Origin of the sequence: Thauera mechernichensis (assembly GCF_029588855.1) — a bacterium.
In the GTDB taxonomy this organism is placed as follows: domain Bacteria; phylum Pseudomonadota; class Gammaproteobacteria; order Burkholderiales; family Rhodocyclaceae; genus Thauera; species Thauera mechernichensis.
This window is the reverse complement of the sequence record NZ_JARQZE010000023.1, coordinates 1-15,289: the sequence shown is the minus strand read 5'-3', so window position 1 is coordinate 15,289 and position 15,289 is coordinate 1. Positions and strand designations below refer to the sequence as shown.

The following is a 15,289-nucleotide window of genomic DNA, read 5'->3' as shown; positions in this document are numbered from 1 at the left end:
CCGATGACCGAGTTTCGCACACCGGCCGCCGATCTTGCCCGCTTCAGGCTGCGTGTAGTGGTGGCGGCCGTGTTCGTCCTCATCTGCCTCGGCCTGCTCGCGGCACGCTTCCACTTCCTGCAGGTCCAGCGTCACGACTACTTCCTGACCCGCGCCGAAGACAACCGCATCGCGCTGCTGCCGGTGGTGCCGCACCGCGGCACCATTGTCGACCGCAACGGCGTCGTGCTGGCGCGCAACTACGCCACCTACACGCTGGAGATCATGCCTTCCGAGGTGCGCGACCTCGAGGGGACGCTGGCCGAGCTTTCCACCCTGGTGCCGATCGAGCCCCGCGACCTGCGCCGCTTCCGCAAGCTGTTCGAGGAGAGCCGCAACTTCGAGAGCGTGCCGGTGCGCAGCCGGCTCACCGACGAGGAGGTGGCGCGTGTGGTGTCTCAGCGCTACCGCCTGCCCGGGGTGGATGTGCGTGCCCGCCTGCTGCGCGACTACCCCCAGGGCACGACCGCGGCGCATGTGGTGGGCTACATCGGCCGCATCAACGAGCGCGACGTCGAGCGCATCGAGGAGCGCGGCCAGACCGCCAACTATCGCGGCACCCTGCACATCGGCAAGGCCGGCCTGGAGCAGTCCTACGAGGCCGAGCTGCATGGCACCACCGGCGTCGAGCAGGTCGAAGTCAACGCCAGCGGGCGTGCGGTGCGCGCGCTGTCCCACACCCCGGCCAGTTCGGGCAACGATCTCGAGCTTACCCTGGACATCGAGTTGCAGCGGGTGGCCGAGACTGCCTTCGGCGACCGCCGCGGTGCGCTGGTGGCGATCGAGCCCTCCACCGGCGGCGTGCTCGCCCTGGTATCGATGCCGACCTACGACCCCAACCTCTTCGTCGATGGCATCTCCACGCAGGACTGGCGCGCGCTCAACGAGTCGCCCGACCATCCCCTGCTGCACCGCGCCATCTACTCCACCTATCCGCCAGGCTCCACCTTCAAGCCCTTCATGGCGCTGGCCGGGCTGGAAACCGGCAAGCGCACGGCGAGGCAGGCAATCCACGACGTCGGTTATTTCAACTTCGGCGGCCATCGCTTCATGGATGACAAGATCGGCGGCCACGGCATGGTCGACCTGCACAAGTCGATCGTGGTGTCGTGCAACACCTACTACTACCAGCTCGCCAACGAGCTCGGCATCGAGGGCATCGCCAGCTTCATGGCGCCCTTCGGCTTCGGTGACCGCACCGGCATCGACCTGCCGGGCGAAGCCATCGGTGTACTGCCGTCCCCGGAATGGAAGCGCAACCGCTTCCGCAAGCCCGAGCAACAGCGCTGGTACGCGGGCGAGACCATCTCGGTCGGCATCGGCCAGGGCTACAACGCCTTCACGCCGCTGCAGCTCGCCAACGCGATGGCAGCCCTGGTCAATGACGGCAAGCTGTTCCGCCCGCACGTGGTCAAGTACGTGGTCGATTCGCGTACCGGCGAGCGGCGGGCGATCGAGCCCGAGCCGCTGCGCGAGATCCCGCTCAAGCAGGCGCATCTCAAGGCCGTGCTGGACGCCATGGTGGATGTAAACAAGAGCGGCACCGGGCGGCGGGCCTTCCAGGGTGCGCCCTACAGCGTTGGCGGCAAGACCGGTACCGCCCAGGTGTTCTCGCTGCGCGGCCAGCGCTATGTCGAGAAGAACGTGCGCGAGCGCCTGCGCGACCACTCCTGGTTCGTCGCCTACGCGCCCGCCGAGAACCCCAAGATCGCGCTTGCCGTGCTGGTCGAGAACGGCGGCTTCGGCTCGCAGTCGGCTGCACCCATTGCCCGCCAGGTGATCGACTACTACCTGCTCGACCAGCGCGCAGGTGCGCCTGCAGCGGAAGACGACAACGCCACCGAGTCCGAGGATGCGGCCAATGGCACAGCGCCGGCGCGTACCGGCGAGGGTGATCCGCCGCCGCGCGAACCTGCTGCGCCCGCCGTGCCGCAGGCAGCATTGGTGCCTGGGCAGCCGACGAGGGTGACGCGATGAACGAGACCCGCTTCAATCCGTTCGCGCTGCTGCGCGCCGCCGTTCGCCCGCTCGACCCGGTGCTGCTGGTGCTGCTCGCCGTGCTGCTGGCGAGCGCCCACATCCTGATGCAGAGCGCCTCGCCCGAGCGTGTCGATTCGCAACTCACCCATTTCGCCATCGCGCTGCTGGGCATGTGGGCGTTGGCGCTGCTCAAGCCGCAGCGCCTGCTCGCGCTGGCGGTGCCACTCTACGTGCTGGGCGTGTTGCTGCTGATCGCGGTGGACCTGTTCGGCGAGGTGTCGAAGGGTGCGCAGCGCTGGCTGGACCTGGGCGTGGCACGTATCCAGCCCTCGGAACTGATGAAGATCGCCATGCCGTTGATGCTGGCCTGGTTCTTCCAGCAGCGCGAGGCCCAGACGCGGGCGCTGGATTTTTTCGTGGCGGCGGCATTGCTCGTGGTCCCTGTGGCGCTGATCGTGATCCAGCCCGACCTGGGTACCAGCCTGCTGGTGGCGGCCTCGGGTATCTTCGTGATCTTCTTCGCCGGGCTGTCGTGGAAGCTGATCATTCCGCTGGTGGTCGCCGGCGTGATCGGCCTGGGCTCGATCGTCGCCTTCGGCGACACGCTGTGCCAGCCCGAAGTGGACTGGCAGGTGCTGCGCGAGTACCAGAAGCAGCGTGTGTGCACCCTGCTCGACCCCACCCGCGACCCGCTCGGCAAGGGCTTCCACATCATCCAGTCGACGATCGCGATCGGCTCGGGCGGCCTCATGGGCAAGGGTTGGATGGATGGCACCCAGACCCACCTCGCCTTCCTGCCCGAGCGCCATACCGACTTCATCTTCGCCGTGCTCGCCGAGGAGTTCGGCCTGATCGGTGCGGTGGCCCTGCTCGTCGTGTACGTGCTTATGCTGCTGCGCGGCTTTCACATTGCCGCCAACGCGCCGACCCATGCGACGCGGCTGCTGGCCGGCGCAATCACGATGATCCTGTTTACCTACGCCTTCGTGAACATGGGCATGGTCAGCGGCATCCTGCCCGTGGTGGGCGTGCCACTGCCCTTCATCAGTTATGGCGGAACTGCACTGGTCACGCTCTGTCTGGGCATCGGTATCCTGATGAGCATCCAGCGCAGCCGCTTTGCAGACAAGACCTGACCTTCGGACGGAAAGATGAATCCGACGCCTTCGACCTCCCCTGCCGGTGCCGTGCACGCTGCCGGCAGCCGGCTCCTGCCCCTGTCGTTTTGCCTGGCCCTGTTCGCCGGCCTGCTCTCCGGTTGCGGCTCGACCCCCAGACAGGGCGACGAACCGGTCGCCAGCGCGCCGACGACGCAGCCGGCTGCGCGCGCGCCAGCACCGGCGCGCGCGACGCGTGGCGGAGGCTATTACCTGGACGACGGTCCCGACGACGTGTTGCCCGACGACCTCGACAACATCCCTGATGCCGAGCCTCGCGCGGAGCCTCTGCACCGCTTTGCCAACAGGCCTTACCACGTGATGGGGCAGAGCTTCGTGCCGGTGACCGAAGTGCGCCCTTTCCGCCAGCGCGGCCACGCGAGCTGGTACGGGCGGCGCTTCCACGGCCGGCCGACCTCAAGCGGCGAGCCTTACGACATGTACGCCATGACCGCTGCGCACCCGACGCTGCCGATCCCGAGCTACGTGCGCGTCACCCATCTCGACAACGGGCGTTCGGTGGTGGTGCGGGTCAATGACCGCGGCCCCTTCCTGCGCGGCCGTGTCATCGACCTGTCGTACGCTGCTGCGCACCGTCTGGGCTATATCAACGCCGGCAGCGCGCAGGTGGAGGTCGAGCAGATCCTGCCCGACGAGGCTCCCCTGGTGGCGAGCACGCGGCCGGTACCGCCGCTCGCTGCGCGCGCCGACGAGGGCGTGGTCGCTGCCGGCGAACCGGCGCTGGCCGCACGTGCGCTCGAGCCCCTGCCCGCGCCGGCCGCGTCAGCGGTCGACATGCAGGGCAGCACAGCGCCGGCGCCGACGTCCGCCGCACTCGCAACGGCCGATGGCGCCGGCGGGCTGGTGCCGCCCATCGCATCGGCCAGCGGCGGCATCTTCCTGCAGCTCGGCGCCTTCGCGTCCTACGCCAACGCCGAGGGTTTCCGCGACACCGTGCAGGGCAGGGCGGCGGCGCTGGCCGAGCGCTTCGAGCTGCTCGCCGACGGCGAACGCTTCCGGCTCCATGCCGGTCCCTACGAGTCGGTCGATGCGGCACGCAGCGCCGCCGAGCGCATGGGCAGCCTGCTCAAGCTCAAGCCCTTCGTGGTGGTGCGCTGAGCCAGCGCGGCAGGCGGGATGCAACAAAGCCTTTCGTTTTGGGTCTGTCATCGACCGGCGCCTATAATTGGGCCGCTGCGCCGGGGCTGGCCAGCCAGTGGGGCCGACAGGGCCCCGCGCCGAGCCGCTCGTGCCGCCCCGCGTCTTCCTTCTTCCATTCCCCGGGTTTCGTCATGCGTTTTCTGATCGCCGTTCTTGTCTCGCTGTTTTCGTTGACTGCACTTGCGCAGTCCGTGCCGCCGCCGGTGCTGGCCGCCAACGCCTGGGTCCTGGCGGACCACGCCACCGGCCAGACCCTGGTCGCCAAAGATGCGGACACCCGCATCGAGCCGGCCTCGCTCACCAAGCTGATGACGGCCTATCTCACCTTCTCGGCGCTCAAGGCGGGCACGATCAGCGCCGACCAGGTGGTGCCGGTGTCCGAGCGTGCATGGCGCATGGAGGGCTCGCGCATGTTCATCGAGCCGCGCAAGGAGGTCACGGTCGATGAGCTGATCAAGGGCATCATCGTGCAGTCGGGCAACGACGCCTGCGTCGCCATCTCCGAGCTGATCGCCGGCAGCGAGGAGGCCTTCGCGGCGCTCATGAATCGCGAGGCCCAGCGCCTGGGCATGCGCAACACCAACTTCACCAACTCCACCGGCCTGCCCGATCCGCAGCTCTACACCACCGCGAACGACCTTGCCCTGCTGGCGAGCGCGATCATCCGCGACTTCCCCGAGTACTTCAGCCTGTACTCGATGAAGGAGTTCACCTACAACAACATCCGCCAGCCCAACCGCAACCGCCTGCTGTACATGGACCCCACCGTCGATGGCATGAAGACCGGCCACACCAGCACGGCCGGCTACTGCCTGGTGTCCACTGCCGAGCGCGGCCCCCGCCGCCTGGTGGCGGTCGTGCTCGGCGCCGCCTCGGACACCGTGCGCGCGCAGGAGTCGCTCAAGCTGCTCAATTTCGGCTTCCAGTTCTACGACACGGTCAAGCTCTACAAGGCCGAGGAGGCGCTGTCGCAGTTCCGCGTCTGGAAGGGCAAGGTGAACGAGCTGCCGGTGGGCTTCACAACCGACTTCGTGATGTCGCTGCCCAAGGAATCGGCCGACAAGATCCAGGTCACGCTGGAGAGCCGCCAGCCGCTCGTCGCGCCGATCGAGAAGGGCCAGGAGGTGGGCGTGCTGTCGCTGCGGATCGATGGCGAGCAGATCGGCCAGTACCCTGTGCTTGCCCTCCAGGACGTGCCGGTGGCCGGTTTCTTCGGTCGCCTGTGGGATGCGATCGTGATGTTGTTCAAGCGCCTGTGATCGGCGCGAGCCTCTCAGTTGGAGACCCCACGATGGTGACGGCTTTCGTCAATGGCCAGTACCTCCCGCTTGCCGAGGCGCGTGTGTCGCCGATGGACCGCGGCTTCCTGTTCGGCGATGGCGCCTACGAGGTCATCCCGGTGTACTCGCGGCGGCCCTTCCGCGTCGATGAGCACATCACCCGCCTGGCCAGCACGCTGGCGGCGATGCGGTTGAACAACCCCCATACGGCACAGGCTTGGAAGGCGATCATCGGCGAGATCGTCGCCCGCAACCCGTGGGAGGACCAGTCGGTCTACCTGCAGGTGACGCGCGGCGCCGACAGCAAGCGCAACCACGCCTTCCCCGGCCCCGAAGTCCAGCCCACCGTCTTCCTGATGAGCGAGCCGCTGGTCACGCCGGGCGCCGAGCAGCTCGCGCGCGGTGTCGCGGCGGTGAGCGCGGCCGACATCCGCTGGCTGCGCTGCGACCTCAAGACCGTATCGATGCTGGCCAACTGTCTGCTGCGCCAGCACGCGATCGACAATGGCTGCGCGGAGACCGTGCTGTTCCGCGACAGTTTCCTCACCGAAGGTGCCGCCTCCAGCATCTTCGTGTGCAAGGACGGTGTGCTGCTGGTGCCGCCCAAGAGCCACCTCATGCTGCCCGGCATTACCTACGACGTGGTGCTTGAACTCGCCCGCAGCCGCGGCATGCGGCATGAGGTGCGCGAGGTGCTTGAAGCCGAGGTGCGCAGCGCCGATGAGTTGTGGATGACCTCCTCCACCAAGGAGGTGCTGCCCATCACCACGCTCGACGGCCGCCCGGTGGGCAGCGGCGAGCCTGGCCCGATGGGCCGCCAGATGTACGCCTGGTACCAGGACTTCAAGCTTACGGTGATGCGAAATGGCTGACGCTCCCGGCGCGCAGACGCGCCAGACCCTGATCGAATACCCCTGCAGCTTCCCCATCAAGGTGATGGGTGCGCGCGTGGATGGCTTTGCCCAGGCGGTCACCGATGTCGTGCTGCGCCATGCGCCCGACTTCGACCCCGCAGGTGCCGAGATGCGGCCCTCGAGCAAGGGCAACTACCTGGCCGTGACCTGCACCTTCCGTGCCGTGTCCCAGGCGCAGGTCGACGCCCTGTACCGCGAGCTCACCTCGCACCCGATGGTCAAGGTGGTGCTGTGATCGTCAAGCGCCTCGGCCTGGTGGAGTACGCGCCGGCGCTCGAGGCCATGCGCGTGTTCACTGCCGAACGCGGCGCCGACACCCCCGACGAGATCTGGCTGTTGCAGCACCCGCCGGTGTACACCCTGGGCCAGGCGGGCAAGCCCGAGCATCTGCTGCAGAATCCGGCCGCCATCCCGCTGGTGCACATCGACCGCGGCGGGCAGATCACCTACCACGGTCCCGGCCAGCTGGTAGCCTACCTGTTGCTGGACCTGCACCGGCGCCGGCTCAAGGTGCGCGAACTGGTGCACCTGATGGAGCAGGCCATCATCGACACTCTGGCCGGTTATGGCTTGCATGCCGAGCGCAAGGACGGCGCGCCCGGTGTGTACGTCGCAGGCGACAAGATCGCCGCGCTTGGCCTGCGGGTCAGAAACGGCTGCAGTTACCACGGCCTCGCCATCAACGTCGATGCCGACCTCGCCCCCTTTGGCTGGATCAACCCTTGCGGCTACGAAGGCCTGAAGACGATCCGCATGCGCGATTTCGGCATCGAGGCCAGCGTGGAGGAGGTCGGCGAAGTCCTGCTCGCTCATCTGCAGCGTCTGCTGCCGCCGTTGGCGGATACCGCTGGCGCCGCCGATACTGCACATCGCGCCGAGCAGGCTGTCTAAGCGACGCGCTCCGGTTCATAATCTCCCGCTCCCCCAGCGCGTCCCACGCCGAACCCACAGAGAACAGCGACCATGGAAACCCCAGTGCGCAAGCAGCGCGGCGCAGACAAGACCGCCCGCATCCCGATCAAGATCGTCCCCGCCGAACGCCTCAAGAAGCCCGACTGGATCCGCATCAAGCTCGGTGCCGGCCAGGAAGCCGAGCGCTTCAACGAGATCAAGGAAACGCTGCGCGAGCACAAGCTCCATACCGTATGCGAGGAAGCCTCGTGCCCGAACATCCATGAATGCTTCGGCAAGGGCACGGCCACCTTCATGATCATGGGCGACATCTGTACGCGGCGCTGCCCGTTCTGCGACGTCGGCCACGGCCGTCCCGACCCGCTCAATCCGAACGAGCCGACCGACCTGGCCCGCACCATCGCCGCGATGCGCCTGAACTACGTCGTCATCACCTCGGTGGACCGCGACGACCTGCGCGACGGCGGCGCCCAGCACTTCGTCGACTGCATCCGCGAGACGCGTGCGGTGTCGCCCAAGACCACCATCGAGGTGCTGGTGCCGGACTTCCGCGGCCGCATGGAGATCGCACTCGACATCTTCGACGCCGCCCCGCCCGACGTCATGAACCACAACCTCGAGACCGTGCCGCGGCTCTACAAGCAGGCGCGCCCCGGCTCGGACTACGCCTACTCGCTCAAGCTGCTCAAGGAGTTCAAGGCCCGTCATCCCGAGGTGCCGACCAAGTCCGGGCTCATGGTGGGCCTGGGCGAGACCGACGACGAGATCCTCGAGGTCATGCGCGACATGCGCGCCCACGACGTCGAGATGCTCACCATCGGCCAGTACCTGCAACCCTCCGGTGGCCACCTGCCGGTGCTGCGCTACGTGCATCCAGACACCTTCAAGATGTTCGAAACCGAAGCGCTGAAGATGGGCTTCAAGAACGCCGCCTGCGGTCCGATGGTGCGTTCGAGCTACTGGGCCGACCAGCAGGCGCACGGCGCAGGCGTGGTGTAATCATGGCCGACAGCCGGATCGGGGTCCTCCCGGCGCTGATCCTGGCCATCGGCATTGGCTTTGCCGGCATGCAGGTGGCAAAGGGCATCGAGCGCTTTCGCATGGCCGAGCGCACCATCACCGTAAAGGGTCTCGCCGAGCGCGACGTCAAGAGCGACTTTGCGGTGTGGACCCTCGCCTTCCGCCGCGCCGACAACGACTTCGGACGCGTGCAGCAGGCACTCACCGCCGATCGTGAGCGCGTGCTCGCCTTCCTGCGCGCGCAGGGTTTCACCGACGACGAGATCGACGCCCGCCCCCTGCAGGTGCAGGACCTGCTCGCGCGCGAGTATGGTCCCGATCAGGTTGCCCTGCGCTTCAACGGCCGCGGACAGGTGGTGGTCAAGTCGGCGCGCGTAGACCTGGTGGCGGCGTCGTCGAACCGGGTCGATCCGCTCATCGAGGCCGGCATCCAGCTTGGCGGAGAAGGCGGCGACGGCGCGCCGCTGTATCAGCTGCGCGGCTTCAACGACGTCAAGCCGATGCTGCTCGAGGAGGCCACCCTCAGCGCCCGCGAACAGGCACGCAAGTTTGCCGCTGATGCTGGCGCAAGGCTCGGTGCCTTGCGCAGTGCCAACCAGGGCACGATCCGCATCCTCGACGACGACGGCTCGGAGATGGACAGCTCGCGCACCATCGGCAAGCGTTTGCGCGTGGTCAGCACCTTCGAGTTCACGCTCGACTGAGTTGTCCCCCGCTCAGCGCGGTGGTCGTTCCTCGCTTGCTCACGGGCAACCCTTGCAGCCGTCGGTCTGGGCGTTGAGGAAGATCGCCTGCTCGATGTTGGCCCCGCTCAGGTCGGCGTTGGTGAGCTGGGCGCGGGTGAAGTTGGCGCCCTGCAGGTTGGCGCCTGCGAAAGACGCGCCCGACAGCTTGGCCGCGCGCAGGTTGGCGCGCTGCAGGTCGGCGCCGTCGAAGCGGGCGCCCTCCGCCCGGGCATTGGTCAGGTCGGCGCCACCAAGCTGCGCCGCGCTGAAGTCCGCACCGTGTAGATCGGCGTTCTGCAGGATGGCGTTGCGCAGGTTCGCCTCCTTGAGGCTGGCATCGCCCAGGCGGGCGCCGCGCAGGTTGGTGCGCAGCATCGAGGCCCCGTCGAGGGCGATCGCGCCCATCTCGGCCTGCGAGAAGTTCGCCTCGTTGAGCGTGGCGCCGCGCAGGTTGGCGCCTGACAGGTCCGATCGGGTGAACTGCGAGTTGGCGAGATTCACCCCGGGTAGCTCGGCGCCGTTCAGGTTCATGTTGGTGCACAGGGTGCCGCGGCGGATGTCGCAGCCACCGACGTTGCCGGCGCGCTGGGCTTCGGCGGGCGGTGGCAGGGTGAGCAGGGCCGCTGCGGAGAGGGCGGCGAACAGCACGGCGCGGGTCGTGGGCATGGGCAGTGGCTGGTGATGATGGAGGGCTGTAGATGGCAGCGGAACGCCGCCCTGGGTACGACAGTACGGGATCATGCGGGTTCGACAAGCCGTTTGTCGACCCGGGCGCGTGGCTGGCCGAGGTTTGGTGCCTGTTTGACGTGATCGTCCCGCTCGATCTGTAACGATGGCGCTCTTGGCGGGTGCGATCGGCTAGAATTGGCCTCCGCCACCCGCCCGGGTGGCTTCGTTTTTTGCCGTGCCGCCACGATGTCCGCCCTCCTCAACGCGCCCCAGCGCGAAGCGATCCGCTATCTCGACGGCCCCTGCCTGGTGCTGGCCGGCGCCGGCAGTGGCAAGACGCGGGTGATCACGCACAAGATCGCGCATCTGATCAACGAGTGCGGGCTCAACCCGTCCAACATCGCCGCCATCACCTTCACCAACAAGGCCGCCAAGGAGATGCAGGAACGCGTCGCCCACATCATGGGCGGGCGGGCGCCGGGCGGGCTTACGGTATGCACCTTCCATGCGCTCGGTGTGCGCATCATCCGCCAGGAGGCGAAGCACTGCGGGCTGAAGCCGCAGTTCTCCATCCTCGATGCTTCGGACACCGTGCAGATCGTGTCGGACGTTGCCGGCGACAACGACAAGGGCATCGCCAAGCAGATGCAGTGGCAGATCTCGTCGTGGAAGAACGCGATGATCACGCCCGAGGAGGCGGCGCAGCTCGCCGACAGCGAGATCGCTTCGGTCGCCGCCAAGCTCTACAAGGAATACGAGCGCACCCTGCGCGCCTACCAGGCAGTGGACTTCGACGACCTCATCTCGCTGCCGGTGCGCCTGTTCGACGAGCACCCCGAGGTGCGCGAGCGCTGGCAGAACAAGCTGCGCTATCTGCTCGTGGACGAATACCAGGACACCAACCGTGCCCAGTACCGGCTGCTGAGGTTGCTGTCAGGCGTGCGCGGCGCCTTCACCGCGGTCGGCGACGACGACCAGGCCATCTACGCCTGGCGCGGCGCGGATGTGGAGAACCTGAAGCTGCTGCAGCAGGACTATCCCAAGCTCAGGGTCATCAAGCTGGAGCAGAACTACCGCTCCTCGCGCCGCATCCTCGAGGCCGCCAACACCGTCATCGCCAACAACGAGAAGCTCTTCGACAAGCGCCTGTGGTCCGAGCACGGCCAGGGCGAGCAGATCGTCGTCACCAACTGCCGCGACGCCGAGCATGAGGCCGAATGGGTGGCGACCAAGATCACCGCGCACAAGTTCGAGCACCGCACCCGCTTCAAGGACTACGCCATCCTCTACCGCGGCAACCATCAGGCGCGCATCATCGAGCAGCAGTTGCGCAACCACCGCATCCCGTATGTGATGTCGGGCGGGCAGAGCTTCTTCGACAAGGCCGAGATCCGCGACCTGATCGCCTGGCTGCGCCTGCTGGTCAATGAAGACGACGACCTCGCCTTCATCCGCGCCATCACCACCCCGCGCCGTGGCATCGGTGCCGCCACCATCGAGGCGCTCGGCGCCTATGCCGGGCATCGCCAGTCCAGCCTGTTCGCCGCAGTGTTCGAGGAAGGGCTGACCCAGCACCTCAACGCCAAACAACTGCAGGGCGTGCAGGAGTTTGCCGCCTACATCAACCGCCTGCAGTACCGTGCCCCGCGCGAGCCCGCGGCGCAATTGCTCGAAGACTTGTTGGCCGCCATCCGCTACGAGGCCTGGCTGTTCGAGCACTGCGACACGCGCGAGGCCGAATCCAAGTGGAGCAACGTGCGCGACTTCGTCGGCTGGCTGGGCCGCAAGGGTGAGGAGGACGGCAAGAACCTGCTCGAGCTCACCCAGACCATCGCGCTGATGTCCATGCTCGACAAGGAAGACCCCGACTTCGACGGCGTCCAGATGGCCACCCTTCACGCCTCCAAGGGCCTGGAGTTTCCCCACGTCTTCCTGGTTGGCGTCGAGGAAGGCCTGCTGCCCCACCAGAGCAGCATCGACGAGGACAAGGTCGAGGAAGAGCGCCGGCTCATGTATGTGGGCATCACCCGCGCCCAGCGCAGCCTCAACATCACCTGGTGCGAGCGGCGCAAGTCGGGCAAGGAGTTCCGCCCTTGCGAGCCGAGCCGCTTCATCGCGGAGATGGGCGGCGACATCAAGATGAACGACCGCAAGACCGCCCAGCCGGTGTCGAAAGAAGAGGGAAAGGCGCGGCTGGCCAACCTGATGGCGATGTTCGAGAACCGCGACGGCAAGGCCTGAACCGGCTGCGCGCGCAGCGACATCAACAAAAAAGGGCAGCGCGAGGCTGCCCTTTCAGTTGCTGCGGTGCGTGTCCCGAGTCGGGTGCCGCTGCGGGTCTTACTGCTCGACCGGCGGCTCGGTGTAGCCGGCGCCGACCGTGTTGGCCAGATAGGCCACTGCGCGTGCGACTTCGGTATCGGTCAGGTCGCTGCCGCCGCCGCGTGCGGGCATCGCACCCTTGCCGGCGATGGCCGAGGCGGTCAGGCCCTCGAAGCCCAGGCCGAGACGATCGCTCCAGCCAGCGGCGTCACCCGTCTTCGGTGCGCCCACGGCGCCCGAGTCGTGGCAGGCTGCGCAGATCGACTTGTAGATCTGCTCGCCGGTCCGCGTCCCCGGGGTAATCGTGACCGCCTGGATCTCGACGCGGGCGACGGGCTGGATCAGGGTCGCCGTGAGCTCCGGATCGACGGAGCTCTGCTTGCCACAGCCCGCCAGCAGCGCGGCTGCGACCATGGCGACGACAGGCATTGCGAGGCGGACGGGGCGCTGGTTGCGTTGGTTCGACATGCTTGGGTCCTTTGACTGGTGGCGCAAGACGAGATCTAAAGCCGCGATTATAGCTGTGTAAAAACCATTGTGGCAGTGCGGCATGGACTTTGCCTGCAAACGCGGCTATGCTTCCCGGCCTTGCGTGGACGTCTTTCCACGCACACCGCGCGCCCGTAGCTCAGCTGGATAGAGTACTGCCCTCCGAAGGCAGGGGTCGGACGTTCGAATCGTCTCGGGCGCGCCAGAGAATTCAATGGGTCAGGTCTTAACGGACCTGGCCCATTTTGCTTTGCGTTGATCCGTACGGAAATCGTGTCCTGTGCGCGTGGGGCTGAAGTCGCTTCGCTGCCCCATCCTTGCGATGCTCTCATTGTGGCCCGATCGTTGCTTGTAGCCGTTGGCATGGCGCCTTTGCCAGCAAGCGGAGCACCGCGTAATTCACTCAGGACACACAATGCGTTCCCTCAACTTCATCGGCGGCGAAAAGGGCGGCGTGGGCAAGTCGGTTGTTGCTCGCGCCCTGGCCCAGTACTACATCGACAAGGGCCGGCCCTTCACCGGCTTCGATACCGATCGCTCGCACACGACCTTCGCCCGTTTCTACGCCGACTATGCCGCCCCCGTGGTGGTGGACCGCTACGAGGGGCTGGACCAGATCGCGCTGCCGTTCGAGGACGCACCAGAAGAGGGCATCGGCCACAGTGTGATTGTCGATCTTGCAGCACAGACGGCCGCACCGCTGGCGCGCTGGATCAAGACGTCCGAACTGCTGGAACTGCTTGCCGAACTCGGCGTGCAGGTCAACTTCTGGCACCTGGCCGATGCCGGCAAGGATTCTGTCGACCTGCTGGGCGCGCTGCTCGACACCTACGGCGAAGGTCCGCGCTATGTGGTGGTCAAGAACCATGGCCGTGGCAGCGACTTTTCCCAGCTCGATGCATCGGCCGAGCTTGCTGCCGCACAAGCCATGGGGGCCCGTGTGATCAACCTGCCGGAACTGCACGAAGCCAGCATGCGCAAGATCGATCGCCAGGATGCCAGCTTCTGGGCGGCGATGAACCGGCGTGCGGGCGATGATGCCTTGGGCATGCTCGAGCGCCAGCGCGTCAAGAGCTGGCTGAAGGCCGTGTACGCGGCCTTCGACGATCTGGCCGTGTAGGCTGTCAGGCCGTCGTCATGACGGCCTGCGCAGGCTGCTCGCGCAGCAGCGCTGTGCGCATGACCAGGAACAGCACGATCGCCACGCTGGTGGCGGTGCAGCTCAGGAACATCGCGTAACGCAGCGACTCGACACCGAAGGCCGGCTGCAGCAGGTCGCTGAGGGCGCCGGTGAGCACCGGGCCCAGGCCGACGCCGCACAGGGTGCTGAGCATGGTCTGCAGGGCCATCGCCACGGCGCGGTTGGCCGGGGCGACCAGGCTTGTCAGCATGCTGAAGGACGGCCCCAGCCACCACACCATGAAGAAGCCGTTGATACCGCACCACAGCATCGCCGTGGGAACCGGCACGCCTGCGATCGAGGTCAGCACGTCCGTCGGCCAGCTCAGGTAGGCGGCGAGCGTAGCAATGCCGACGACATGGCCGACGAGCGGGATGCGGAAGCGCCAGCGCGCGTCGCGCTTGCCCAGGTGGTCGGTCAGCCAGCCGCTGAACAGCACGCCGAGGCCGGCGGCGGTGCCGCCGATCAGTCCGGTCAGCAGCCCTGCGTGGCGCAGCTCCAGGCCGTGCGAGCGCACCAGGAAACTTGCATTCCACATGCCGAACGCGTTGCCGCCCAGGGTTGCCACCGCACCGGCGAGGATCAGGTAGCGTACCGGCCTGTTCGCCCACAGCTGCCCGACGGTGGCCAGCAGGCTGGTGGAGAGTTCGACCCGGGCGCTGCCGTCCCAGGCCCCGCGCACCGGTTCGCGCGCACCGAAGGCAAGCAAGGCAGAGATCAGCAAGGCTGGGGTACCGACGATGACGAAGGTCGTGCGCCAGCCGTACTGGTCAACCAGCCAGGCGCCGAGGCTCAGCGCCAGGATGGCGGCGAAGGTGGGGGCGGCGGTGAAGCAGCTGATGGCGAAGGCGCGGCGCTGCGGCGGGTACAGATCCGCGATCAGCGACAGGGCGGCCGGTGCGGCGGGGGCCTCGACTGCCGCCACCAGCATCCTGGCGGCGACCAGCAGCACGAAGTTGCCCGACAGTGCGCACAGGATGGTGGCGACGCCCCAGCACAGGCTGGACAGGGCGAGCAGCCGGGTGCGCGACATGCGGTCGGCAAGACGCCCCGCCGGCAGGCCCAGCACGGCGAACACGGCGGCAAAGGCGAGGCCGGAGATCAGGCCCATGGAGGTGTCGCTGGCGCCGAACTCGAGCCGGATCGGCTCGATCATCACCGCGACGATCTGGCGGCCGATGAAGTTGTCGGCGTACAGGAAGGCGAGCAGGAACAGCAGGCCATGCGTGCGCCACGCGGACAAGGGGGCGGGCGCAGACGGGGACGTGTCGTGCATGGCCGTTGCGGACTCCGCGCTATGCCTGTCGTGCGCGCGCCAGGTTGAGCGCCGTATCCTCGATCATGTCTTCCTGGCCGCCGACCATGCCGCGTCGGCCCATCTCGACCAGGATCTCGCGCGCGGGCACGCCGTACTTCTTCTCGGCGCGCTTGGCGAACAGCA

14 protein-coding genes, 1 tRNA gene and 1 pseudogene are annotated in these 15,289 nt (G+C 67.3%); 12 read left to right on the top strand and 4 right to left on the bottom strand.

Translation table 11 applies throughout. The features are described from left to right. The first annotated feature begins 3 nt into the window (after window positions 1-3). From mrdA to P7F68_RS18275, 9 genes are all read left to right on the top strand, one after another. The gene (gene mrdA / locus P7F68_RS18315; protein WP_002925393.1) at window positions 4-2,016 is read left to right on the top strand and encodes a penicillin-binding protein 2; all 2,013 of its coding nucleotides are present in this window, start codon (window positions 4-6) and stop codon (window positions 2,014-2,016) included. Next, window positions 2,013-3,155, top strand: a complete 1,143-nt coding sequence (gene rodA / locus P7F68_RS18310; protein ID WP_277835303.1) for a rod shape-determining protein RodA — start codon at window positions 2,013-2,015, stop codon at window positions 3,153-3,155. The genes mrdA and rodA overlap by 4 nt, the downstream gene beginning before the upstream one ends. 15 nt (window positions 3,156-3,170) lie before the next feature. Continuing rightward, a complete protein-coding gene (locus P7F68_RS18305; protein ID WP_277835301.1) occupies window positions 3,171-4,295 on the top strand; it encodes a septal ring lytic transglycosylase RlpA family protein in 1,125 nt (374 codons plus the stop codon). Between the two features lie 173 nt (window positions 4,296-4,468). Further along, window positions 4,469-5,596, top strand: a complete 1,128-nt coding sequence (locus P7F68_RS18300; protein WP_002925385.1) for a D-alanyl-D-alanine carboxypeptidase family protein — start codon at window positions 4,469-4,471, stop codon at window positions 5,594-5,596. A gap of 32 nt (window positions 5,597-5,628) precedes the next feature. Continuing rightward, window positions 5,629-6,489 carry a D-amino acid aminotransferase gene (locus P7F68_RS18295; protein ID WP_277835298.1) on the top strand — a complete coding sequence of 287 codons (861 nt, stop codon included), beginning with the start codon at window positions 5,629-5,631 and terminating at the stop codon, window positions 6,487-6,489. Continuing rightward, the gene (locus P7F68_RS18290) at window positions 6,482-6,766 is read left to right on the top strand and encodes a YbeD family protein (protein WP_270068953.1); all 285 of its coding nucleotides are present in this window, start codon (window positions 6,482-6,484) and stop codon (window positions 6,764-6,766) included. The genes P7F68_RS18295 and P7F68_RS18290 overlap by 8 nt, the downstream gene beginning before the upstream one ends. Then, window positions 6,763-7,422, top strand: a complete 660-nt coding sequence (gene lipB, locus P7F68_RS18285; RefSeq protein WP_277835295.1) for a lipoyl(octanoyl) transferase LipB — start codon at window positions 6,763-6,765, stop codon at window positions 7,420-7,422. Before P7F68_RS18290 ends, lipB begins: the two co-directional genes overlap by 4 nt. Window positions 7,423-7,494: 72 nt before the next feature. Beyond that, entirely contained in the window at window positions 7,495-8,442 is a 948-nt protein-coding gene (gene lipA / locus P7F68_RS18280; RefSeq protein ID WP_277835293.1) for a lipoyl synthase, read from the top strand. A gap of 2 nt (window positions 8,443-8,444) precedes the next feature. Continuing rightward, window positions 8,445-9,167 carry an SIMPL domain-containing protein gene (locus P7F68_RS18275; RefSeq protein WP_002925373.1) on the top strand — a complete coding sequence of 241 codons (723 nt, stop codon included), beginning with the start codon at window positions 8,445-8,447 and terminating at the stop codon, window positions 9,165-9,167. Window positions 9,168-9,206: 39 nt separating this feature from the next. Here P7F68_RS18275 and P7F68_RS18270 read toward each other — a convergent pair whose 3' ends face one another. After that, on the bottom strand, window positions 9,207-9,854 hold the full coding sequence (locus P7F68_RS18270; protein WP_002937673.1) for a pentapeptide repeat-containing protein: 648 nt from the start codon (window positions 9,852-9,854) through the stop codon (window positions 9,207-9,209). Window positions 9,855-10,103: 249 nt separating this feature from the next. On the opposite strand from P7F68_RS18270, the gene P7F68_RS18265 reads away from it, so the two are divergent. Then, on the top strand, window positions 10,104-12,098 hold the full coding sequence (locus P7F68_RS18265; RefSeq protein WP_002925371.1) for a UvrD-helicase domain-containing protein: 1,995 nt from the start codon (window positions 10,104-10,106) through the stop codon (window positions 12,096-12,098). Between the two features lie 99 nt (window positions 12,099-12,197). Here the strand turns inward: P7F68_RS18265 and P7F68_RS18260 are convergent, their stop codons facing one another. After that, a complete protein-coding gene (locus P7F68_RS18260) occupies window positions 12,198-12,647 on the bottom strand; it encodes a c-type cytochrome (RefSeq protein WP_002925370.1) in 450 nt (149 codons plus the stop codon). A gap of 149 nt (window positions 12,648-12,796) precedes the next feature. Here P7F68_RS18260 and P7F68_RS18255 point away from each other — a divergent pair. Together P7F68_RS18255 and P7F68_RS18250 are read left to right on the top strand one after the other, a co-directional pair. Further along, a tRNA-Arg gene (locus P7F68_RS18255) sits at window positions 12,797-12,873 on the top strand. 210 nt (window positions 12,874-13,083) lie between these two features. Then, window positions 13,084-13,788 (top strand): P-loop NTPase family protein, encoded by a 705-nt coding sequence (locus P7F68_RS18250; protein ID WP_002925369.1) that lies wholly within the window; start codon window positions 13,084-13,086, stop codon window positions 13,786-13,788. 4 nt (window positions 13,789-13,792) lie between these two features. Here P7F68_RS18250 and P7F68_RS18245 read toward each other — a convergent pair whose 3' ends face one another. Further along, window positions 13,793-15,124, bottom strand: coding sequence for a spinster family MFS transporter (locus P7F68_RS18245; protein ID WP_277835289.1), 1,332 nt, complete (start codon window positions 15,122-15,124; stop codon window positions 13,793-13,795). A gap of 19 nt (window positions 15,125-15,143) precedes the next feature. Continuing rightward, window positions 15,144-15,289 (bottom strand): annotated as a pseudogene (locus P7F68_RS18240) (4-hydroxy-2-oxovalerate aldolase); the annotation flags it as partial.